The sequence below is a fragment of the Antarctobacter jejuensis genome, assembly GCF_052266595.1.
Taxonomy (GTDB): domain Bacteria; phylum Pseudomonadota; class Alphaproteobacteria; order Rhodobacterales; family Rhodobacteraceae; genus Antarctobacter; species Antarctobacter jejuensis.
Map to the genome: position 1 here is coordinate 13,756 of NZ_JBQQXJ010000012.1, position 22,768 is coordinate 36,523.

Consider the following 22,768-nt stretch of genomic DNA (forward strand, 5'->3'; position numbering starts at 1 on the left):
ATGGCCCGTACTCCCCGTGCCTGGCAAAGAATGCTGTCCGGTCGCAGGCTGGACCTGCTGGACCCGACCCCGGTGGATATAGAGATCGAGGACATCGCGCATGGCCTAGCCTTTGTCGCGCGCTGGAACGGGCAGACGCGCGGAAATTACGCCTATTCCGTGGCCGAGCATTCGCTGCTGGTCGAGGTGATCTTTGGCCGGTTGTGCCCGCAGGCCCGTCCGGCAGAGCGGCTGACCGCCCTGCTGCATGACGCCCCGGAATACGTCATTGGCGACATGATTTCCCCGGTGAAGGCCGCTGTCGGTCCGGGCTATGAGGATCTGGACAAAAGGCTGACGGCGGCGATCCATATCCGCTTTGGCCTGCCCGCGGTGACGCCCCAACGTTTGAAACGCCAAATCAAGAAGGCAGACCGTGTCAGCGCGTGGATGGAGGCGACCCAGATTGCCGGGTTTAGCCGCGCCGAGGCGGACAAATTCTTTGGCGCCCCGGATATCGACATGATTGCCGATCTGGACATCCACCTGCGACCCCCGGTCGAGGTGCGACGGGATTTCACCTCACGCCACGCGTCTCTGTTGCAGGACATGCCCTGATGCGGATCACCGTCCGCCCTGCTGGCCCTCTGGATGCACGCCCCCTTGCCGAGTTGCTGAACGAAATCATCAGCGCAGGCGGAACAACGGCGTTGACCAACCCGCTCAGCACCACTGAGATGCAGGATTGGATGACCCGCGCGCCCGGCCGTTCTGCATGGCATCTGGCAGAGAATGAAATCGGGACCGTTATGGGCTTTCAGTGGATCGAACCGGCGGAGTATCTGCCGGATGAGGCCGCCGAGATCGCCACCTTTGCCCGCAGCGGAAAGACCGGACTTGGGATCGGATCGGCACTGTTTCGCGCCACGGAATCCGCCGCGCGGGCCTTGGGCTATGGCTGGATAAACGCCAATATCCGCGCGGACAACAGCGGCGGACTTGCCTATTACCAAAGCCGGGGGTTCGAGGATTACGGCGTGAAACGGGGCGTGCCTCTGGGGAACGGGCTAACGGTCGACAAGGTGTTGAAACGCTACGATCTGTAGCGTGCTGGCGCGCTGATGAGGCCGCGGCGTCAGGGCCCGGTCAGTTGCTGACGTCCACTCCCGGCGGTTCGGGATAATCAATCATCAGGTCGGTGCCGCTGGCCATGATGCAACTGCGCTTGTCCGCATTGGTGATCAGGACGGTAAAGCGGCCGCTGTCCTCAGAGGCCCAAAGTTCCAGCATCGTCGTCTGCGAGGTCAGGCCGATCAGGATCTGACGCTCATCAAAGCGGTCGTCGAGGCGCGTGACCACGGTATCGCGATCCGCACAAAAGACGGCCGTCTGGGCAAGGGCAACAGGCGGCGCCAGCGCTGCGGCGCCCATGACGAGGGAAGCGGTGAACAGACGTTTGAACATGATCTCTCCTTTCGCCGGAGAGATCGCCACCGGCGCTCTCGCCAGCATTGCATACAGTAGACACTATATATTGGGAGAGAGGCGCTGACCCCGCAATGGACAGCGCCGCACGTTTGCGTGTCGGTTCCGTCAGCGCGGAGAGCGTTTCGCCAGAATCCGTTGCAGGGTCCGCCGGTGCATGTTCAGCCGCCGCGCGGTTTCCGAGACGTTGCGATCACAAAGCTCATAAACGCGCTGAATATGCTCCCAACGGACGCGATCCGCGCTCATCGGGTTCTCTGGCGGCGGCGGCAGGTCGTCGCCCTTGGCCAATAGCGCGTTTGTGATATCGGTCGCATCAGCGGGTTTGGACAGGTAATCGGTGGCGCCGATCTTGACCGCCGCAACCGCCGTGGCGATGGCACCGTACCCCGTCAGGACAACCACGCGGCTATCCGGACGCTTTTCCCGCAGGACTTCGACAACGTCCAGACCATTGCCGTCTTCCAACCGCAGGTCCACAACGGCATAGGCCGGGGGACGCGCCGTGGCGATGGCTGTGCCAGCCGCCACCGATCCGGCCATCTCGACCTCGAATCCGCGTTTCTCCATGGCCTTGGCCAGGCGTCTGAGGAAGGGCTCGTCATCGTCGACCAATAACAGCGACCGGTCATCTCCGAGTTCCTCGATGCTGCGATCCGCCAAGAGCCATCCTCCCCGAAGCCGTTACGTAAAGAAGAGTATTAGCCCGCTAACCCCCGATGGTCAAACGTATCTAACGTCGTCAAGAGGCATCGATGAAGCAGGCCACCCGGTCGGCCATTTGTTCGGGTGTGACCTCGCGCCGGAAGTACTCGACAAAGCCATGCTCGGGCAGCACGAGATAGGTGAAGGTCGAGTGATCGACGAGGTAATACTCGGGGTCACCTTCCTGCTTCTTGTAGTAGGTCCGATAGGCAAGGCTTGCGGCCTTGACCTGTTCCGCCGACCCGGTGAGACCGATCATCTTGTCATGGATCAGTTCGGAAAACTCTCCCACCACCTCGGGGGTGTCGCGCTCCGGGTCGATGGAGATGAAGACCGGCGTGGTGCTCATCCCGCGTTCAGCCAGCAGATCCACCGCGTCGGCATTGCGCGCAGTGTCAAAGGGGCAGACATCGGGGCAATAGGTATAGCCGAAATAGACCAGGGTCGGCTCTGTGATCACATCCTGGTCCGTCACCGTCTCCCCGGCCCCGTTGACCAGCGTGAAGGGCCCGCCGATCTGGTCGGACCCGCCAGCGACCACGCCCTGACGGCACTGCGCAAACCTGTCATCCCCGGACGGGCGCTGTGTCACGTACCAGACCCCCCCCATCAATCCGACGAGCGCGGCAAAAGCGGCGATTGCGGCAAGACGCTGCATGACATTCTCCGGTTTAGATGTTTTGCTTCTAGCTAACGATTGTGGACGGGGCCGCAATTGAGACGAAAGGGCGCATATGGCGCAGAGCGAATTCGGTTTGTTCACTGACGAGCAGCGCAGCAACTGGATCCGGCTGCGCACGATGATTCTTCTGCGGTGGTTCGCCATCGTCGGGCAGATCACGGCGATTACCCTGGCCCAACGCCTGTACAACCTGCAGTTGGAACTGGGGCTGTGCTACCTTGCGGTGGGTGTTTCCATCGTCGGCAATCTCATCGCGATTTCGGTCTTTCCGGAAAACAAGCGCCTGAGCGAGACCGAGAACTTCATGATGGTGATGTTCGATCTGCTGCAACTCTGTTTCCTGCTCTATCTGACGGGCGGATTGCACAATCCGTTCTCGCTGCTTGTTCTTGGCCCCGTGACCGTATCCGCGGCCGTGCTCAGCCTGCGGTCGACTTTTCTTCTTGGGACAACAGCGTTTTTGCTGGTGTCGGGCATGGTCTATTATCACCTGCCGCTGCGCACCGAAGAGGGATTCATCCTGCGTATCCCCGATATTTTCGTCTACGGCCAGTGGGTCGCGATCACGATCGCGCTGGTCTTTATCTCTGTCTATTCGCGGCGCATCACGCGCGAGATGAATTCCATGTCCGACGCGCTGGCCGCGACGCAGATGGCGCTGGCCCGCGCGCAGAAACTGAACGATCTGGGCGGCGTCGTTGCGGCGGCGGCGCATGAACTGGGCACGCCCTTGGCCACGATCAAGCTGACATCGGCCGAATTGGCCGAGGAACTGGACGACCACCCGGACCTGAAAGACGACGCGCTGCTGATCCGCGAACAGGCCGACCGCTGCCGTGACATCCTGCGCAGTATGGGCCGCGCCGGGAAGGATGACCTGCACATGCGGCACGCACCGCTGGTCGAAGTGATCCGGGAGGCCGCCGAGCCGCATCAGGACCGCGGCAAGGAAATCCTGATCGAAGACGGCCCCGGGCCAGGCGGCGAATATACCCAACCGCAGATCCTGCGCAGGCCAGAGGTAATTCACGGGCTGCGTAATCTCGTTCAGAATGCCGTCGATTTCGCCCGGACCAAGGTCTGGGTCGAGGCCATGTGGACGGATGACGTAGTGTCAATTCGAATTCTCGACGACGGTCGGGGATTTCCGCAACACCTAATCGGACGTATAGGTGATCCCTTTGTTCGCCGCCGCCGCAGCGAAAGCGAAAAACGCGCGCGCCCGGAATACGAGGGTATGGGACTCGGGCTTTTCATTGCAAAAACTCTTCTGGAACGCAGCGGTGCGGAATTGAGTTTTGCAAATGGATCAGACCCTTACACCCAAGGTTTGGACGAAAAGGAACGGCGCGGCGCAATTGTCGAAGTTGTTTGGCCGCGCAGCAAGATCGTCGCCGATCAAGCCAAACCCGGGACGGCTCTCGGCGAAAACCGGTTGATTGAAATTTAACAAAATACTTTCCCGCCTACGTTGAAACTTAACAAGAAATTAACCTTCATGAATTGTTATCCATCCGGGAATTCCTGAAGGTCAACAAGAGGCGGAGATTTGGAAGACGTCTTATTTCTAGCCATCGGTGCAGGCGCCGGATCGGCAGCATTGGTCGTCCTGCTGATCCTCAATTCTCTGCGTCCGAAACGGGACAACCGACGAGGTATGCACGCCGGAATTCCCGATACGGTTCTGCTTCTTCGCAACGGCGAAGTCGTCGATCACACCCCTGACGCACCCGCTCTGTTCGAACGGACCATGCTGACCGGGATGGGATGGGACGAGGTTCGCGAGGCCATGTTGCCCGGTTTCCCCGACCTGCCAAAAACCCTGCCCGACCAGGCCACAAGCTGGCATTCGCCCAAGGTCCCCAATGCCGAATTGCGGGCCGATCCCTTTCGCAGCCGTGTGCATCTCAGTCTGCGCTGCGCCCCCGACGGCGCCGCAACCCTGTTCCGCGCGACCTGCTTTCTTGATGAATACGGACGTATCATCGACATGGCGCAAGCGGCACCCGACGCGCTTTGGCAGACCGACATGGAGGGGCACGTCATATGGAGCAACGAGGCCTATGAACGCCTCTGCGCCGAGGTTGGCGTCAGCGGTCAAAGTGAAGGCCCGTTCGAGTTTTCGCTGCCCGATGCCCGCGCCGAGCGGACCAGCCGTGTCAGCCTGCGGTCAGAAGCGCGGGTTCAACAGTGGTTCGAGGTCGTATCCCGGCCGATCGATGGCGGATGGCTGCACTACGCAAACAGCATCAACAGTCTGGTCAACGCCGAAATGGCGCAGCGGAACTTCGTTCAGACCCTGACCAAGACGTTCGCCCATCTTCCCATCGGTCTGGCGGTCTTTGATCGTGATCGCAGGCTGGTTCTGTTCAATCCCGCCTTGGTGGACCTGACGCACCTCCCGGTTGATTTTCTGTCGGCCAAGCCGAACCTGCTCAGCTTTTTCGACCACATGCGGGAAAACCGCATGATGCCCGAACCCAAGAATTACGCCTCTTGGCGCGACAAGCTTTATGATGTGGTCAGCGCCGCGCGTGAGGATCGCTATTGCGAGACGTGGAACCTGCCTTCGGGCCTGACGTACAAGATCACGGGACGCCCGCACCCCGATGGCGCTGTCGCCTTTCTGATTGAGGACATCAGCGCGGAAATCTCGCTCACCCGGCGGTTCCGCTCCGAGTTGGAACTCACGCAATCGGTGCTGGACTGTTTCGACGACTCCGTTTCGGTCTTTTCCCGTCTTGGCGTGCTGACCTTTTCCAACGCCGCCTATCGCACCCAGTGGCAATGTGACCCCGACAGCGCCTTTGCCGAAATCACCATCGTAGATGCCACCAAGGACTGGCAGAAGGCCTGCGAACCGTCGCCAATCTGGACGGACCTGCGCGAATTTGTCCTGACACTGCGTGATCGCCAAAGCTGGGAGGCAGAGCTCAATCTCAGGGACGGGGGCCGTCTGCGCTGCACGGTGCAGCCGGTCGCAGCCGGGGCGACCATGGTCCGGTTTACCAAGCTCACCGCACAGGAGTACCTGCACGAGGCGGAACCCGAACGTCGGCACGCGTTGAGTTGATCGCGCTTGCAGCCGGTGGCGGCGCTTGTATCCTCGCGCCATGATGCCCCGCCATGCCGAAATCCTGCTGTCGACACCGGATGACACCCGCGCCTTTGCGCAGCGGGTCGGTCGGGTCCTGCGTCCCGGTGATGTTTTGCTGCTGCACGGCCAGATCGGCGCAGGAAAGACCCATTTCGCGCGCAGCCTGATCCAGTCCCTGCAGGACGGGCCAGAGGATGTGCCGTCGCCCACTTTCACGCTGGTGCAGGTTTACGATACGCGCGCCGGGGAGCTTTGGCATGCCGATCTTTACCGCCTGACCGGACCGGATGAATGCGTTGAACTGGGCCTGACAGAGGCGTTCGAGTCGGCAATCTGTCTGGTCGAATGGCCCGACCGTCTGGAGGATCTGACGCCAGCGAACGCACTGAACCTGTCCTTTGCCGAAGCAGCGTCCGAAGACGCCCGCGTTTTGACCCTGTCATGGACAGATCCACGCTGGGACAGCTTGGCTGAAGGGGTTCCCGCGTGACTGCATTTCTCAAGGCAAGTGGCTGGGGCGACACTGTGCGGGCCCCGCTGGCTGGTGACGCCTCTGCGCGTCGCTACACGCGTTTGCAGCGGGGGGAAGACACCGCGATCCTGATGCAGGACCCGGAGGGGGATGTTTCCCTATTCGCACGGCTGGCACGGCACCTGACGGGCATCGGCCTTAGCGCGCCCGCCATTTTGGCCGACGATCCCGCCTCCGGCCAGTTGCTGCTGGAGGATCTGGGCGACGGACTGATCGCGCGACTTTCCAACAATGATCAAGCTGAGGCCGCCCTCTACGCCATCGCGACCGAGGCGTTGATTGCCCTGCACCGTCACGACCCGCCTGCCGGTCTGCCACGCGCCACACCAGAGCGGTTGGCCGGGATGATCGACCTTGCCTTTCTGCACTACACCCATGCGCCCGAGGCCCTGCCAAAGGCCTTCGCCGCCTTTCAACCGCTGTTGGAGGTGCATGCCCAGCCGGCGGATGTCATGGTTCTGCGCGACTACCACGCCGAAAACATCCTGCTCTTGCCCGGTCGCGACGGCGCCGCCCGCGCCGGCCTGCTGGATTTTCAGGACGCGCTGCAGGGGCACCGGGCCTATGATCTGATTTCCCTGATCGAGGACGCCCGCCGTGACGTGTCACCCGCCACGGCAGAGGCCTGCATCGCGCAGTACCTGGAAGCCACCGGACTGCCCGAAGAGGGTTTCCACGCCTCCCTCGCCGTGCTCGGGGCCCAGCGGAACCTGCGCATTCTGGGTGTCTTTGCCCGTCTCGCCGCCACGCGCGGCAAACTGCATTACATTGACCTCATTCCACGGGTCTGGGCGCATCTGCAAAAGGATCTGTCGCACCCGGCGCTTGCCGGTCTGCGCGAAACCCTGTCCGTGCTGCCCGAACCCACTCCGGATCACCTGCAACACCTCAAGGCCCCATGCCCGACGCCATAATGCTTTTCGCCGCCGGTTTCGGCACCCGCATGGGCGCGCTGACCGCCTCTCGTCCGAAACCGCTGATCGAAGTGGCGGGCAAACCGTTGCTGGATCACGCGCTGGACCTGACGGCGGGCATCACCACCCGTGTGGTTAACGCGCATTACCTTGCCCAACAGGTCGTCGATCATCTTGCCACCTCCAATGTGGCGGTTTCGGTGGAACAGCCCGAGATCCTCGATACCGGCGGCGGGCTGCGCAACGCCCTGCCACTGCTGGGAATTCACCCTGTGTACACGATGAATACGGATGCTGTCTGGAACGGCCCGAATCCGTTGGACCTGCTTCGGGATGCATGGAAACCGGATCAAATGGACGCCCTGTTGCTGTGTATCCCGACCGCGCGCGCCATCGGTCGCAAGACCGACGGGGATTTCACGCTGCAGTCCGACGGTCAGCTCACGCGCAAGGGCGACCTCGTTTACACCGGGGCACAGATCATCCGGACCGAGAGCCTGCATGATTTCCCGGAACAGGTGTTTTCGCTGAACAGGCTCTGGAACGTGCAGGCGGAACGCGGTCGCCTGTTTGGCCTGACCTATCCCGGCCAATGGTGCGACGTGGGCCACCCCGAAGGGATTCATCTGGCCGAAGAGATGCTGAATGTTTGAAGTTCCCGGCCCGCGCCTGTTCACCCTGCAGCCCGGCGCGGATTTTACCGCCGAACTGGTGCGCGGGCTGCGCGCCCGCCTTGGCGGACAGCCGCCAGAGGCCATCGCCCGCGTCGAAATCTACGTCAACGCCGACCGCATGGCGCGCCGCTTGCGCAGCGTCTTCGACGCCGGCGAGGCCAGCCTGCTGCCGCGCATCCGCCTCGTGACCGATCTGGCAGACCCGCTGACGCGCGCCCAACTGCCGCCACCTGTGCCGCCGCTGCGCCGCAGGCTGGAACTGACCGGTCTGGTCTCGAAATTGCTGGACGCCGAACCGGATCTGGCACCCCGGGCAGCGCTTTTTGACCTTGCCGACAGCCTCGCCTCCTTGATGGAGGAAATGCAGGGCGAAGGCGTGACGCCCGAAACCGTGGCACAGCTCGACGTGACGGACCAATCCGGCCACTGGCAGCGGGCGCTGCGGTTCTTCAGCATCGTGCAACACTATTTCGAGGCGGACTGCGCCCCCGATCCGCAGGCCTATGCCCGCCGCGCGCTGGACCTGCGACTGGCGCAATGGGCCGAAAACCCGCCGCAACACCCCATCCTGATCGCCGGGTCGACAGGGTCGCGCGGCACCACCGCCGCCTTCATGCAGGCAGTCGCCCGCCTGCCTCAGGGCGCGGTGATCCTGCCCGGTTTCGATCCGCATATGCCGGACACGGTCTGGGACCGGCTGACCGAACCGCTGAGCGGCGAGGATCATCCCCAGTACCGCTTTTCACGGCTGATGCGCGATCTGGATCTGCGCCCCACCGACCTGCGCCCCTGGACCGACACACCGCCGCCCAGCGCGGATCGCAACCGCGTTTTGTCTCTGGCGCTGCGGCCCGCACCCGTCACCCACCAATGGCTGTCCGAGGGGCCGAACCTGCCGCCGCTGCCAGAGGCAATGGCCGATGTCACCCTGTTGGAGGCCCCGACGCAACGCGAAGAGGCGCTGGCCATTGCCCTGCGTTTGCGGCAGGCGGTCGAGGACGGCACCCGCGCCGCCGTTGTCTCTCCGGACCGGATGCTGACGCGCCGCGTGACCTCGGCGCTGGACCGCTGGAACATCCTGCCCGACGACAGCGCCGGCACCCCGGCGCAGCTGACCCCACCGGGGCGTTTGCTGCGGCAGGTGGCGGAACTGTTCGTCAAACCGCTGACCGCCGAGGCCTTGCTGACCCTGCTGAAGCACCCGCTGACCCATTCGGGCGGCGATCGTGGCCCGCATCTGCTGAACACGCGTGAGTTGGAACTTTTCATCCGGCGCACGGGCATGCCCTATCCGCAACCCGACGCCCTGATCGACTGGGGTCAAACCAATCAGCGCGGCGATTGGGCCGCTTGGGTGGCGAACTCTTTCTGCGACCGGACCAATGGTGCCACACGCGCGCTGGCGGATTGGGTGCAGGACCTGCTGACACTGGCCGAGGCGCTGTGTGCCGGACCGGAGGAGTCGGGCAGCGGCGGCCTCTGGCAAGAGACCGCGGGGCGCAAACTGCAGGGCACGCTGCAGGAATTGCAGCGCGAGGCCGGTGCAGGTGCCGACATGACGGCGCGGGACTTCGCCGATCTGCTCAGCGCGATCCTGTCCCGCGAAGAAGTCCGCGATCGTGACGCGCCGCATCCGCAGATCCTGATCTGGGGCACGCTGGAGGCGCGGGTAATGGACGCCGATCTGGTCATCCTTGCCGGTCTGAACGAAGGCAGCTGGCCCGAGATGCCGGGCGCGGACCCCTGGCTGAACCGCCAGATGCGCGCGCGCGCCGGGCTGTTGCTGCCCGACCGGCGGATCGGCCTGTCGGCGCATGACTTTCAACAGGCCGCCGGCGCGCCAGAGGTCTGGTTCACCCGCTCGCAGAAATCGGATGAGGCGGAGACCGTGCCATCGCGCTGGGTGAACCGGATGCTGAACCTGATGCGGGGCCTGCCGGAACGCGGCGGGGATACGGCGATCAAACAGATGCAGGCGCGGGGCCAGCACTGGCTGGCGCTGGCCGAGGTGTCGGAAACGCCGATCCCGGCAGAGCCCGCGCCGCGCCCGTCCCCGGCGCCACCTGCAGAGGCGCGACCAAAGAAACTGCCGGTCACCGATATCAAGCGCCTCGTGCGCGATCCGTTCCACATCTATGCCAAGCGCGTGCTGCGGCTGAAACCGCTGGATCCGCTGATGCAGGCCCCCGACGCCCTGCTGCGTGGAACGCTGACGCATGACATCCTGGAATCCTTCGTGGCGACGACGGTGCAGGACCCGACACTGCTCACGCCCGCCGTACTGATGGATCAGGCGAAGCGCGTTCTTGATGACCCGGATCAAGTCCCCTTCCCGACAGTCCGCGTGCTGTGGCAGGCGCGGATGGCACGAATTGCCGACTGGTTTGTAGAGACCGAGACCGCGCGGCAGGAACAGGCCCGTCCCGGCCACTTCGAGATCGAGGGCAAGTCAGAGATCCCCGCACTGGATTTTACCCTGACCGCCAAGGCCGACCGTATCGACATCGACGAACGCGGGCTGGCGCATATTTACGACTACAAGACCGGGGCTGCCCCCTCGACCGGCGAACAGGAAAAGTTCGACAAGCAATTGTTGCTGGAGGCGGCAATCCTCGCCCGCGGCGGCTTTGCCCCGCTGACACCGCGTCAGGTGGCCCGTGCGCTGTTCATCGCGCTGCAACCGGCCAAACCGCAAGAGGTGCCCGCCCCGCTGGAAGACAATCCGCCGGGCAAGGTCTGGGAGGAATTCACCGCCCTGATCACCGCCTATGCCGAGGCCGGAACCGGCTATACCGCCCGCCGGGCGCTGCAAAAGGACAGCGATACCGCTGAATACGACCACCTGTCGCGCTACGGCGAATGGGAAGTCACCGACGCGCCGCAGAAACAGGGGCTGACATGAAACGCGACGACGCGACAGAGGCGCAGGTCCGCGCCGCCGCCCCTTGGCATTCGACGTGGCTGGCCGCCAATGCCGGATCCGGCAAAACGCGGGTGCTGACTGATCGGGTGGCGCGGCTGTTGCTGGACGGGGTGGACCCGTCGCACATCCTTTGTCTGACCTATACCAAGGCCGCGGCAACAGAGATGCAGAACCGCCTGTTCAAGCGACTGGGCAGCTGGGCCATGCAGGATGAGGCGCAGTTGCGCGCCGAACTGGACCAGTTGGGCGTCGATCAGAGCCTGAGCAGCGATTTCCTGCGCGATGCCCGCACCCTGTTTGCGCGGGCCATCGAAACGCCGGGCGGGCTGCGGATTCAGACCATCCATTCGTTCTGCGCCTCGCTCTTGCGGCGGTTCCCGCTGGAGGCCCGCGTCAGCCCCCAGTTCACCGAAATCGAGGATCGCGCCGCCGAACTGCTGCGGGCCGAGGTGCTGGACCGCATCGCCGAGGGGCCGGAGGCGCATCTGTTGCGGGCAATCGCCCCTTATATCTCGGGTGATGACGTCGAGGACCTGACCGCGCAACTTTGCGGCCGCAGGGACGATTACCTGCGCGCCTGGAGCGCCGAGGAAATCCGCGCCAGCTATGGCCTGTCGCCGGACGAGACCGAGGAGAGCCTTCTGGCGCGGGTCTTCCTTGGGTCCGAAAAACCGCTGTTTGACGCGCTGGTCCCGCATCTGAAGACGGGTGGAAAGACGGACGTTTCCCTGGGCGATCAATTGGCCTCGTTCACCGCCCCCGATGCCGCCGGGCTGTCAGTGGTGCAGGCCGCTTTGCTGACGCAGGGCGGCACCATCCGCAAGAACCTTGGAACCAAGAAGCTGCGCACGAATGCGCACGACCTGTTCGAACAGCTCGATCAGCTTGCCGCACGGACAGAGGACGCTCTGGACGCCCAGCGCGGACTTGCCGCCGCCCAGCGCGACATTGCCTTGCACGCCTTTGCCACCCGGTTCCTAACCGATTACGAGGCCGAAAAGCTGCGGCGCGGCTGGCTGGATTTCGATGACCTCATCACCCGCGCGCGGGATCTGCTCAGCGATCCGGGCGTCGCGGAATGGGTATTGTACCGGATCGACGGCGGCATCGACCACATTCTTGTGGATGAGGCGCAGGACACATCCCCGGTGCAATGGCAGGTGATCGAACGGCTGGCGCAGGAATTCGCGGCGGGCGAAGGCGCGCGGGCCGACACCCGACGCACGATCTTTGTCGTCGGGGACAAGAAACAGTCGATCTATTCCTTTCAGGGTGCCGACCCGTCCGAGTTCGACCGGATGCGCGAGGATTTCGCGGAACGGCTGAAAAACACCGACAGCCCGCTGCAAAAGGAAAACCTGCTCTACAGCTTTCGCTCGGCCGAACCGATCCTGCGCTTGGTGGACAACACTTTTGACGGGGCGGTGCCCTCCGGCTTTACCCCCGATCAGACGCACCGCGCCTTCAAGGACCGGATGCCGGGGCGCGTGGACCTGTGGCCGGTGGTGGAAAAGGTCAAGGACGACGACGACAGCCCGTGGTTCGAACCGCTGGACCGCCCCGGATCGCGCCATCACACGGTGATCCTTGCCCAGCGCATCGCACGGTTCATCCGACGGACCATCGAGGCCAAGACCCCCCTACCGGTCGAAAACGGCCAGTCCGGCACCTACAGTGCGCGGCCCGTGCATGCGGGCGATTTCCTGATCCTTGTGCAAAGCCGCTCGCGCCTGTTTGCCGAGATCATCCGGGCCTGCAAGAACGAGGGCCTGCCCATCGCGGGCGCCGACGTTCTGAAGGTCATGGCCGAACTGGCCGTGCGCGACATCATCGCCCTGCTGAGTTTCCTCGCCACGCCAGAGGATTCGCTGTCGCTGGCCACGGTGCTGCGCTCTCCGCTGTTTGGCCTGTCTGAGCAGGAGTTGTTCGACCTCGCCCACCGCCGACAGAGCAGACACCTGTGGGAAGACCTGCGCAAACGGCGCGCGGACTTCCCCAATGTGCTGGGCGTGCTGGACGATCTGCGCGGGCAGACCGATTTCCTGCGCCCCTATGACCTGATCGAACGCATCCTGACCCGTCACAACGGCCGCCGCCTGTTGATCGGACGTCTGGGACCAGAGGCAGAGGATGGCATCAACGCGCTGCTGCAACAGGCGCTGGCCTATGAGCAGTCTTCGGTGCCTTCGTTGACCGGCTTTCTGGAATGGGCGCAATCCGACAACCTGAAGATCAAGCGCGCACCGGACAGCGCGGGCCGGATGCTGCGCGTCATGACGGTGCACGGCTCCAAGGGGCTGGAGGCGCCGATCGTCATCCTGCCCGACTGCGCCAAGGCAGGGGTTACGATCCGGGATGTCTTGCTGAAGGATGAAAACGGCCCCCTGTGGAAGATGACCGCCGATGGTCAGCCCGCGCGCCAACGCGCGGCGCTGGAGGCCGCCAAGGAAAAGGCTGCGCAAGAAAAGGACCGCCTGCTGTATGTCGCCATGACGCGGGCCGAAAAATGGCTGATCGTCGGCGCGGCGGGGGATCTGGGGAAAAGCGGTGAAACCTGGTACGACAAGGTCGCGCGCGGAATGGAGCGGTCCGGACAGGTCGCACAAGAATATGACTTTGGCGAGGGCGACACCGGCGAAGGCTGGCGTCTTGGCGACGAGACCTGGACCCACCTGCCGTTCGAGGACAGGCTTGAAGAGACCCCACCTCAGCCCCACCTGCCCGCGCATCTGGCGCTTGCCGCTCCCACACCCCCAGAGCCGGTGAAGGCGAAATCACCCTCTGACCTTGGCGGGGCAAAGGCGCTGTCCGGGGCGCAGGGCGACACCGAAGAGATCGCCAAGGCCCGCGGCACCGCGCTGCATCACCTGCTGGAAAACCTCGCGCCCCTGCCTGCGGACTTGCGATCCGGATCCGCCGACAGCCTGTGCGGCACCCTGCGCAATGACCCTGACCTGTCCATCGTTGCCGACCAACTGGACATGATCCGGGAAGAGGCGCTGACCGTCCTGTCCGCGCCCGAGCTTGCGCCCGTCTTTGCCGCCGAAACACTGGCAGAGGTGCCTGTAACCGCCGATCTGCCCGGCCTTGGACGCATCCACGGCATCATCGACCGGCTGATCGTCACGCCGGACCGCGTGACCGCCATCGACTTCAAATCGAACCGCACGCTGCCCGCCACGCCAGAGCAGGTGCCGGAGGGGCTGTTGCGCCAGATGGGGGCCTACGCCGCCGCGCTGGCGCAGATCTATCCCGGACGGACCATCGACACGGCGCTGATCTGGACGGCAAACGCACACTATATGCCGCTGCCGCACGATGTTGTGACACAATCCCTCGGGCGTGCCGCCGCATCTTGACGGCAGGCGGAGGCGTCCATACCTTCCCGACCTTGTCAGGCTGCTAAACCTCAGGAGATTCCCAATGGCCACCGTTCCCGTCACCGATGACACCTTTGACGCCGAGGTGAAGAACTCCGACATCCCCGTTGTCGTCGACTTCTGGGCCGAATGGTGCGGCCCGTGCAAACAGATCGGCCCGGCTCTGGAAGAGCTTTCCAAAGAAATGGAAGGCAAGGTGAAGATCGCCAAGGTCGACGTTGACCAGAACCCGAACACCGCCGCCGCCATGGGTGTGCGCGGCATCCCGGCCCTGTTCATCTTCAAGGATGGTCAGCCGGTGTCCAACCTTGCCGGTGCGCGCCCCAAGGCCGCGCTGCAAAGCTGGATCGAAGAATCGATCTGATCCGGGCGACCGGGTGATGTTTCAGGGGCGCCTTCGGGCGCCCTTGTCGTTTTGGGCGTCAGGGTCCATATCGCCCAGCAACCGAAAAGGAGCACGCATATGTCCGACGATTTTCCCGGCTGGCACGGCACAACCATCATCGGCGTCCGCAAGGGCGGACAGGTGGTCATCGCGGGCGACGGTCAGGTCAGCCTCGGCCAGACCGTGATCAAGGGCACCGCGCGCAAGGTGCGCCGCATTTCCCCCGGCGGACATGAGGTGCTGTGCGGTTTTGCCGGATCCACGGCGGATGCCTTTACCCTTCTGGAACGGCTGGAGAAAAAATTGGAGGCCGCGCCGGGTCAGTTGCAGCGCGCCAGCGTCGAACTGGCCAAGGACTGGCGCACCGACAAATACCTGCAAAAGCTGGAAGCGATGCTGATCGTCTCGGACGGGCGCGAACTCTACGTGATCACCGGCGCAGGTGACGTGCTGGAACCGGAACATAACGTCGCCGCCATCGGCTCGGGCGGGAACTTTGCGCTGGCGGCGGCCCGTGCACTGATGGACAGCGACAAAAGCGCCGAGGATATCGCCCGTACCGCCATGGGCATTGCCGCCGATATCTGCGTCTACACCAACGGCAACCTGACGGTGGAAACGCTGGCAGGCTGATCGGCGTCAGGGGTCGGCGGGCTGGTCCGCCACCCTGTGCCATGCGCCATCTTTGCGGCGAAAATGCCGCCGCACAGAGGGCTGGAAATCCGTCCCCTCCGACCCCCATGTCTCAACCATAAGGCAATCCTGCCCGATCTCCAGCAGGTTGAAGGTGTTGGGCTCTCCGCGCAGACGGCGTGACAGGCTGGTCCCGGCCTGCACGAACAACAAGCCGGGATAGGCCCGGAACGGCGCGATCACCGTGTTGTGCAGGTGGCCCGATAGCACGATCTGCGCCCCGCAACCGGCAAAACGGTCCAGCGCCTGCGCGGCACCGCGCATCAGCCGCTTGCCCACCTCCGGGCCATGTTGCAAGGGGTGGTGCAGCACGACGATCCGCGCCCGCGACCCGGCCGTGTCAAAGCCATCGCAGGCCCGGGCGATCCGCCGTTTGGACAACCGCCCGCGCTGCCAACTGAACCGGTTTACGGTGTTCACGCCCACCACCACCATCGAGGAGTCTTCGTATCGGGGCTCCAATACCGGATCGATGGCTCGGCGATAGCGCGCCCAAGGGGCCGTCATCCGGACCCACAGGTTGTCCAGCGGCGTGTCATGATTGCCCGGCACCGCCAGCCAGCGACAGGGCAACCGGTCGAGAAAGGCGCTGGCGCGGGCAAATTGACCCTTGCGCGCGCGCTGGGTGAAGTCGCCGGAAATCACCACCAGATCAGGATCGATACGGTGAACGGAGTCCAGCAGCGGCGCTTCCAGCTCGGGCCGATCCTTGCCGTAATGCAGATCCGACAGGTGCAGGACTCGCGTCATGCAGCCTCCCTTGGCACAATGAGCCGCAAACGCTGATGCGACATCCGAAAATCCAATGGCCCCGCCATCCGACGCTTTTCGCCGTCATAAGCCAACAGCGTCGCGCGCCGCTTTGTCAGACCGATGCTGACCCGGTCGCCACGGTACAGATCATAATCGACACCTTCCTCCAACGCCCCGACGGCCAGACGAACCATTCGGTGCAACAACTCTCTGCGCGTCTCCGCCCGCACCACCAGAACCGCGAACTCACCGTTCTGCACCGCATCGCCGCCGGCAATGCCAAAACGAGAGAGCTGAAAGGCCGACCGGCCCACGAAAACCAACGCGGTGCGGAGAACCTCCTGCCTATCGTCCAGATTCAGACTGACCTGCAGTGGCTTTCGAAACCGCAGGAAGGTCTTGACCACCGACCAATGCGCCATCAAACGCCGCCGTCCCCAGCGGCGATAGATCGACTCGCGCTGTTTCAGGATCGACGGATAGATGCCGATGCTGGCGTTGTTCAAAAAGACCTGCCCGTTCACCATGCCGACGCGGCTGCTGACGCCGCGCCCGTCGATGATCTGGCACGCTGCGGTTTCCGGGTCTTCCGACAGGCCCAGACCGCGCGCGAAATAGTTGAAGGTCCCCATCGGCAGGACCGCCATCGGAACGCCGGTGCCGATCAGCATCCCCGCCACCGCCATCGCGGTGCCGTCCCCACCGGCAGAAACGATCATGCGCGCGCCCTGCGCCCGCGCCTCTGCCACCGCCTCTGCCAATGGGCGGCGTCTGTCGAACGGGATGACCCGGGCACCCAGCACGGCCCGCGCCGACGACAGAGCCGCCGGGTCACGCAAATTGCGCCCCGAACGGGGGTTGGCAATCACGCAGACCGGACCGTGATCCGTCGTGTCTGGATACATGTCCATCGGGACGGATCCGGCGTCAGGCATTGGGTAACCTCCATCTGCCCACTCAACCCGGCAGGCAGGGCGCGGTTCCGTCAAGGGTTGGAATCCCGGCACAGGTTGTTATCTCTGCGCGGACGGCGGCATATGCCCCGCATGATGCACAGGACCCAAATGACAGACCTCACGCCCCGCGAAATCGTTTCGGAACTCGACCGTTTCATCATCGGACAGGCAGAGGCCAAGCGCGCCGTCGCCGTGGCCCTGCGCAACCGCTGGCGGCGCAAGCAGCTGTCGGATGACCTGCGCGATGAGGTCTATCCCAAGAACATTCTGATGATCGGCCCCACCGGCGTCGGCAAGACAGAGATCTCGCGCCGTCTGGCCAAACTGGCCCGCGCGCCGTTCATCAAGGTGGAGGCGACCAAGTTCACCGAAGTTGGCTATGTCGGCCGCGACGTGGAACAGATCATCCGCGATCTGGTGGATGCCGCCATCGTCCAGACCCGCGAGCAGATGCGCGAGGACGTCAAGGCCCGCGCGCATGAGGCCGCCGAGGAACGGGTGATCACCGCCATCGCCGGGACCGACGCCCGCGAAGGCACACGTGACATGTTCCGCCGCAAGCTGAAGGCTGGCGAGTTGGACGATACCGTGATCGAGCTTGAGGTGGCCGACACCGCCTCTCCGTTTCCGACCATGGAAATCCCGGGCCAGCCGGGGGCCAATATGGGCATGATGAACCTTGGCGAGATGTTCGGTAAGGCCTTTGGCGGGCGCACCACGCGCAAGCGCCTGACCGTTGCGGAGAGCTATGAGATCCTGATTTCGGAAGAGGCGGACAAGCTGCTGGATGACGAACAGGTCAAGACGGCAGCGCTGGAATCGGTGGAGCAGAACGGCATCGTGTTCCTGGACGAGATCGACAAGGTCGCCGCCCGGCAAGAGGCGCGCGGCGGGGATGTCAGCCGCGAGGGCGTGCAGCGTGACCTGCTGCCGCTGATCGAGGGCACGACGGTTTCGACCAAGCATGGCGCGGTCAAGACCGACCACATCCTGTTCATCGCGTCGGGTGCCTTCCACATTGCCAAGCCATCCGACCTGCTGCCCGAATTGCAGGGGCGTCTGCCGATCCGGGTCAATCTGCGCGCGCTGACCGAAGAGGATTTCGTCCGCATCCTGACAGAGACGGACAACGCCCTGACCCGCCAGTACACGGCGTTGATGGCGACCGAGGAAGTGACCGTGAGTTTCACCGAAGAGGGCATCGCCGCGCTGGCCAAGATCGCCGCCGAGGTGAACACCAGCATCGAGAATATCGGCGCGCGGCGGCTTTATACGGTGATGGAACGGGTGTTCGAGGAGCTGAGCTTTACCGCGCCGGATCAGGCCGGGGTCGAGGTGGTCGTGGACGCCGAATTTGTCGAGAAACATCTTGGCGAACTGACCCGTTCGACGGACCTGAGCCGCTACGTCCTCTAGGGGTGTCCACGCGTGGACAGCTTAGGGGGAATGCAGGATCAATGGGTTACAGGCGCGGTTTTACCGATCTTTAACCCATACGCCTGAATTCCCCCCTTGGCGGTTGGTCAGAAACGAGACAGGGCGCGGTGTACGCGCCCTGTTTTTTATTGACCAGACTCGTGGACCTTTTGGCAGGGCCGAAGGGTTCAGGCGGTCGCCTTCTTGCGGCGCGTCCGCGCGGCACCAAGCGCGCCAACGGCGCCAATCATGAGAAGGGCGGAGGCCGGCAGCGGAACCGGCGTGGCGGTCACGAAACGTCCACCGGCAAGGAGATCACCGGCAGATCCGACCACAAGTTGTTCCTGAAAGCTGAACGTCAGGGAGTCACCGACAAGGCTGGCCGTCACACCAGCGAAAAGCCCGGCCGGATCAAGCTCAAATCCAGTCACGGCCAAGCCGCCGAAATCGAGACCGGACAGTACGAAATCGATATCGTCCCCGATTGCACCGACCAAAGTCCCGGCGAAATCGTAGGAGGCGCCAAAGGTGATGGCCACTTCGGGACCAAGATCGCCATTCGCGTCGATGGAGATGACATCAAGCAGGTTGTAATCGACCGAGCCGACGTCAGCTGTCATGCTTCGCGTTCCAACCAAAGACCCATTATAGAAAATGGAAAAATAATATGCGTCATCTGGCACAACGCTGGCTGCATGGGCGCCAGTGGACAAGGAGGCAACGGTCAAAGCAGTGGCAAGCGCAGAACGCAACATAGTACTCAACTCCGAAAATTAGTCTTTAGTTAACCAATTCAGTGCCAAGCGGACAGGCTTTCTGTCAATGCTTGCCGCCTCAAATGCATGGAAACAGTGAAGAACCAGTGCCGAAATAAAACAGCGCCCGGGCATTGCCGGGCGCTGATTTGTTAACCGGTGCGGCGGTTTACGCCATCCACCACCGTTCCGCCATGCGGGCGTTGTCCATCTGCCAGAGGTTGCCGACGGTGTCCGGGTTGGCCACCTTGTTCGACACGGCCTGAACATAGTTGGCGAACATCGGCACCAGAACGCCGCCTTCGTCACGCAGGATCATCTGCATTTCGGTGTACTGGTCGCGGCGCTTGGCCGGGTCCAGTTCGGCGCGGGCCGAGAGCAGCAGTTCCTGGAAGCGGGCGTTGTCGTCGCCGTCCCACTGGCTGTCATTCCACGGCACACCGGCCTCATAGGCGGTCGAGAACATCCAGTCCTCTGTCGCGCGGCCCGACCAGTAGCAGGCGCAGAACGGCTTTTTCAGCCAGACGTTGGACCAGTAGCCATCCGCCGGTTCCTGCACCACGTTGATGTTGATGCCGCCTGCCTTGGCCGAAGCCTGGAACAACTGGGCCGCGTCAACCGCACCTTCGAAAGCCGCGTTGGAGGCCGACAGGTCGATATCGAGCGAGGACAGGCCTGCTTCCTTGAGGTGGAACATCGCCTTGTCGGGATCGTAGGCAAGCTGTTCCATGTCGCCGGCGAAATACTGGTTGGCGGGACCGATCGGGGTGTCGTTGCCGACACGGCCGTGACCCAGCAGGATCTTATCGACCATTTCCTGACGGTTGATGCCGTATTTCAGCGCCTTGCGCACGTTCGCATCGTTGAAGGGCGCAACGTTGGTCAGCATCGGGAAGGTGTAGTGCTGGTTGCCCGTCACTTCCTGAATGCGCACCATCGGGTTTGCCTTCAAGAGCGCCTCTGTCTTGAAGTCGATCCGGTTGATGGCGTCGACCTGACCGGTCAGCAGCGCATTCATCCGGGCGGTGTTGTCGTTCACCGCGATGTATTCGACAGAGTCGAAATAGCCCGCGCCGTCACCCTTGTAGTGATCGGGGTAACGGGTGGCGACCATGCGCACGCCCGGCTCAAAGCTTTCGACCTGATAAAGGCCGGTGCCGATGCCCTTGGCGATGGCCTCTTCGATCTGGCCCGCCGGGTACATCAGCAGGTGATAATCCGACATCAGGTAGGGGAAGTCGGCGTTCCCGGCGGCCAGCGTGAACTGCACCTGATGGTCGGTGACCTTTTTCATCTCGGTGATGGCTGAGACAATCGGCTTGGCCGCGGATTTCGCGCCTTCGGCCACGTGCAGCTGCAGCGAGGCGATCACGTCATCCGCGCCGAACGCCTTGCCATTGTGGAAGGTCACGCCCTGACGCAGATCGAAGGTCCAGGTCTTTGCATCTGCCGACGCCTCCCACGAGGTCGCCAGTTCGCCCACCAGAGAGCCGTCTGCCGCCACTTCGGTCAGGCTGTCGAATACGGTGCCCTGCGCCGAGGCGATCATGAACAGGTCGGAATGGGTACGGCCATCCCAGCTGTCCGAGGTGTTTGCGCCCGAAAGCGCCGCGCGCAGGCGTCCGCCACGTTTGGCCTGTGCCCGCAGCGGCAGGCCCGAGGCGGCCAGAACACCGGCGGCTGCGCCAGTGGTCAGAAGTCCGCGTCTGCTGATTCTCGTCATGTCAGTCTCCCTTGTCAGTGCCTGACGGGCAGTTTCCCGGCAGGTCATTCATTATTGATCACTGTCTTACGACATTTTCCCGACGGCGGCATCGCCAATGTTATCAACTCCGCGTTCCTTCAGCAGGTTGGTCAACCAATCCGGATCCATTTCCGGCACGGAGGAGAGCAGAAGGTCGGTGTAGGCGTGGTGCGGCGGCTTGAACATTTCGAGCTTGGGGCCCTGTTCGACAACCTGTCCGTCTTTCATCACCACCACCTCGTCCGCGATGGCGCGCACGGTGGCAAGGTCATGGGTGATGAACATGTAGCTGAGTTGCAGTTCGTCCTGCAGGCGGGCGAGCAGGCGCAGGATGCCCTCTGCCACCAGCTGATCCAGCGCGCTGGTGACCTCATCGCAGATGATGAACTTGGGTTCTGCGGCCAAAGCGCGGGCGATGCCGATGCGCTGTTTCTGTCCGCCCGACAGTTCGCTGGGCAGGCGGTCGATGTACTGGCTGGCGGGCAGTTCGATCTGTTCCAGCAGATCCGCAACGCGTTTGCGTTTCGCGCTGCCGCGCAGACCCATGTAGAATTCGACAGGGCGGCCAATGATTTCGCCGATGGTCTTGCGCGGGTTCAGGGCGGTGTCGGCCATCTGGTAGATCATCTGGACCTGCCGCAGCTGTTCCTTGCTGCGCTTGCGATAGTCCAGCGGCAGGGCCTCTCCGTCCAGTTCGATGCTGCCGATGCGGGGCGGCAAAAGGCCGGTGATGCAGCGCGCGGCGGTCGATTTGCCAGAGCCGGATTCGCCCACCACGGCCACCGTTCGTCCCTGATGGATGTCGAAACTGACGTCATGCAGCACATCCACGGTGCCATAGGCGGCGGTGATGCCCTGCACGGAGATGACCGGGGTGGCATTGGCATCGGGCGCGGGTTTCTGCGGCCGTTCAAAGGCGCGCACGGCCCAGAGGCTCTTGGTGTAGTCCTCTTTCGGCTGCGAGAGCATGGTGCGGGTATCGGCCTCTTCGACCTCATCGCCCTTGAGCAGCACCTTGATGCGGTCGGCCATCTGGGCAACCACGGCAAGGTCGTGGGTGATGTAGATCGCCGCCGTGCCGAATTGTTCGACGATATCGCGGATGCTGGCCAGCACCTCGATCTGGGTGGTGACATCCAGCGCGGTGGTCGGTTCGTCAAAGATGATCAGGTCGGGGCGGCAGGCCATGGCCATGGCCGTCATCGCCCGCTGCAGCTGTCCGCCGGAGACCTGATGCGGATAGCGAAAGCCGATTTCGTCCGGGTTCGGCAGGCGCAGCTTTTCGTAAAGCTCGATGCCGTCGGCGGCGCTTTCGGCGCGGGTTGACACACCGTGCTGAACGGGCGCCTCCGTGTGCTGGTCGATCAGCTTGTGCGCGGGGTTGAAGCTGGCCGCGGCGGATTGCGCGACATAGGCGATCCGCTTGCCCAGCAGCTGGCGTTTCTGTTCGGCGCTGGCGGACAGCAGGTCGATGCCGTCGAAGGTGACGCTGCCGCCGGAAATGCGCACGCCGTCACGGCAAAAGCCCATGGCGGCAAGGCCGAGGGTCGATTTGCCCGCCCCCGATTCGCCGATCAGGCCCAGCACCTCGCCCTTGTTCAGGGTCAGATCGACGCCCTTGATGATGGGCATCCAGGTTTCGTCCGAGCGGCCCTCGATATGGACGTCGCGCATCTCGACCAGAAGATCAGACAT

At 63.4% G+C, this 22,768-nt stretch carries 20 protein-coding genes; 12 read left to right on the plus strand and 8 right to left on the minus strand.

Features of this window, described 5'->3' with window-relative positions:
• Nucleotides 1–597: an HD domain-containing protein gene (locus ACTXGA_RS16765; protein ID WP_443395620.1), complete on the plus strand. Its 597-nt coding sequence runs from the start codon at nucleotides 1–3 to the stop codon at nucleotides 595–597.
• Nucleotides 597–1,085 (plus strand): GNAT family N-acetyltransferase, encoded by a 489-nt coding sequence (locus tag ACTXGA_RS16770; RefSeq protein WP_443395622.1) that lies wholly within the window; start codon nucleotides 597–599, stop codon nucleotides 1,083–1,085. Before ACTXGA_RS16765 ends, ACTXGA_RS16770 begins: the two co-directional genes overlap by 1 nt.
• A 40-nt stretch (nucleotides 1,086–1,125) precedes the next feature.
• Here the strand turns inward: ACTXGA_RS16770 and ACTXGA_RS16775 are convergent, their stop codons facing one another.
• The 3 genes from ACTXGA_RS16775 to ACTXGA_RS16785 all read right to left on the minus strand — a co-directional run bounded on the left by ACTXGA_RS16775 (nucleotide 1,126) and on the right by ACTXGA_RS16785 (nucleotide 2,827).
• Nucleotides 1,126–1,443 (minus strand): hypothetical protein, encoded by a 318-nt coding sequence (locus tag ACTXGA_RS16775; RefSeq protein ID WP_443395623.1) that lies wholly within the window; start codon nucleotides 1,441–1,443, stop codon nucleotides 1,126–1,128.
• 129 nt (nucleotides 1,444–1,572) lie between these two features.
• The gene (locus tag ACTXGA_RS16780) at nucleotides 1,573–2,127 is read right to left on the minus strand and encodes an ActR/PrrA/RegA family redox response regulator transcription factor (protein WP_443395624.1); all 555 of its coding nucleotides are present in this window, start codon (nucleotides 2,125–2,127) and stop codon (nucleotides 1,573–1,575) included.
• A gap of 79 nt (nucleotides 2,128–2,206) precedes the next feature.
• Nucleotides 2,207–2,827 (minus strand): SCO family protein, encoded by a 621-nt coding sequence (locus ACTXGA_RS16785; RefSeq protein WP_443395626.1) that lies wholly within the window; start codon nucleotides 2,825–2,827, stop codon nucleotides 2,207–2,209.
• A 76-nt stretch (nucleotides 2,828–2,903) separates the two neighbouring features.
• On the opposite strand from ACTXGA_RS16785, the gene regB reads away from it, so the two are divergent.
• From regB to hslV, 9 genes are all read left to right on the plus strand, one after another.
• The gene (gene regB / locus ACTXGA_RS16790) at nucleotides 2,904–4,301 is read left to right on the plus strand and encodes a sensor histidine kinase RegB (RefSeq protein WP_443395628.1); all 1,398 of its coding nucleotides are present in this window, start codon (nucleotides 2,904–2,906) and stop codon (nucleotides 4,299–4,301) included.
• Nucleotides 4,302–4,400: 99 nt separating this feature from the next.
• Nucleotides 4,401–5,924, plus strand: coding sequence for a PAS-domain containing protein (locus tag ACTXGA_RS16795; protein WP_443395630.1), 1,524 nt, complete (start codon nucleotides 4,401–4,403; stop codon nucleotides 5,922–5,924).
• 40 nt (nucleotides 5,925–5,964) lie between these two features.
• Entirely contained in the window at nucleotides 5,965–6,438 is a 474-nt protein-coding gene (tsaE, locus tag ACTXGA_RS16800) for a tRNA (adenosine(37)-N6)-threonylcarbamoyltransferase complex ATPase subunit type 1 TsaE (protein WP_443395881.1), read from the plus strand.
• On the plus strand, nucleotides 6,435–7,394 hold the full coding sequence (locus ACTXGA_RS16805; RefSeq protein ID WP_443395632.1) for an aminoglycoside phosphotransferase family protein: 960 nt from the start codon (nucleotides 6,435–6,437) through the stop codon (nucleotides 7,392–7,394). The genes tsaE and ACTXGA_RS16805 overlap by 4 nt, the downstream gene beginning before the upstream one ends.
• Nucleotides 7,379–8,047, plus strand: coding sequence for a nucleotidyltransferase family protein (locus ACTXGA_RS16810; RefSeq protein ID WP_443395634.1), 669 nt, complete (start codon nucleotides 7,379–7,381; stop codon nucleotides 8,045–8,047). The genes ACTXGA_RS16805 and ACTXGA_RS16810 overlap by 16 nt, the downstream gene beginning before the upstream one ends.
• Nucleotides 8,040–10,970 (plus strand): double-strand break repair protein AddB, encoded by a 2,931-nt coding sequence (addB, locus tag ACTXGA_RS16815; RefSeq protein ID WP_443395636.1) that lies wholly within the window; start codon nucleotides 8,040–8,042, stop codon nucleotides 10,968–10,970. The genes ACTXGA_RS16810 and addB overlap by 8 nt, the downstream gene beginning before the upstream one ends.
• Complete coding sequence (addA, locus tag ACTXGA_RS16820; RefSeq protein WP_443395638.1) at nucleotides 10,967–14,350, plus strand: double-strand break repair helicase AddA; 3,384 nt, start codon at nucleotides 10,967–10,969, stop codon at nucleotides 14,348–14,350. Before addB ends, addA begins: the two co-directional genes overlap by 4 nt.
• 64 nt (nucleotides 14,351–14,414) lie before the next feature.
• Nucleotides 14,415–14,735: a thioredoxin gene (gene trxA / locus ACTXGA_RS16825; RefSeq protein WP_443395640.1), complete on the plus strand. Its 321-nt coding sequence runs from the start codon at nucleotides 14,415–14,417 to the stop codon at nucleotides 14,733–14,735.
• A 99-nt stretch (nucleotides 14,736–14,834) separates the two neighbouring features.
• A complete protein-coding gene (gene hslV, locus ACTXGA_RS16830) occupies nucleotides 14,835–15,389 on the plus strand; it encodes an ATP-dependent protease subunit HslV (RefSeq protein WP_443395642.1) in 555 nt (184 codons plus the stop codon).
• Nucleotides 15,390–15,395: 6 nt separating this feature from the next.
• Here hslV and ACTXGA_RS16835 read toward each other — a convergent pair whose 3' ends face one another.
• Both ACTXGA_RS16835 and ACTXGA_RS16840 read right to left on the minus strand, forming a co-directional pair.
• A complete protein-coding gene (locus ACTXGA_RS16835; protein ID WP_443395644.1) occupies nucleotides 15,396–16,199 on the minus strand; it encodes a metallophosphoesterase family protein in 804 nt (267 codons plus the stop codon).
• Entirely contained in the window at nucleotides 16,196–17,137 is a 942-nt protein-coding gene (locus ACTXGA_RS16840) for a diacylglycerol/lipid kinase family protein (RefSeq protein ID WP_443395646.1), read from the minus strand. The genes ACTXGA_RS16835 and ACTXGA_RS16840 overlap by 4 nt, the downstream gene beginning before the upstream one ends.
• Before the next feature lie 129 nt (nucleotides 17,138–17,266).
• Here ACTXGA_RS16840 and hslU point away from each other — a divergent pair, with 129 nt between their 5' ends.
• On the plus strand, nucleotides 17,267–18,574 hold the full coding sequence (gene hslU / locus ACTXGA_RS16845; RefSeq protein ID WP_443395648.1) for an ATP-dependent protease ATPase subunit HslU: 1,308 nt from the start codon (nucleotides 17,267–17,269) through the stop codon (nucleotides 18,572–18,574).
• 188 nt (nucleotides 18,575–18,762) lie between these two features.
• On the opposite strand, the gene ACTXGA_RS16850 is transcribed toward hslU, so the two are convergent.
• From ACTXGA_RS16850 to ACTXGA_RS16860, 3 genes are all read right to left on the minus strand, one after another.
• Nucleotides 18,763–19,194 carry a VPLPA-CTERM sorting domain-containing protein gene (locus tag ACTXGA_RS16850; RefSeq protein WP_443395650.1) on the minus strand — a complete coding sequence of 144 codons (432 nt, stop codon included), beginning with the start codon at nucleotides 19,192–19,194 and terminating at the stop codon, nucleotides 18,763–18,765.
• 304 nt (nucleotides 19,195–19,498) lie between these two features.
• A complete protein-coding gene (locus ACTXGA_RS16855) occupies nucleotides 19,499–21,052 on the minus strand; it encodes an ABC transporter substrate-binding protein (protein ID WP_443395652.1) in 1,554 nt (517 codons plus the stop codon).
• Between the two features lie 66 nt (nucleotides 21,053–21,118).
• Nucleotides 21,119–22,768 (minus strand): ABC transporter ATP-binding protein, encoded by a 1,650-nt coding sequence (locus tag ACTXGA_RS16860; RefSeq protein WP_443395654.1) that lies wholly within the window; start codon nucleotides 22,766–22,768, stop codon nucleotides 21,119–21,121.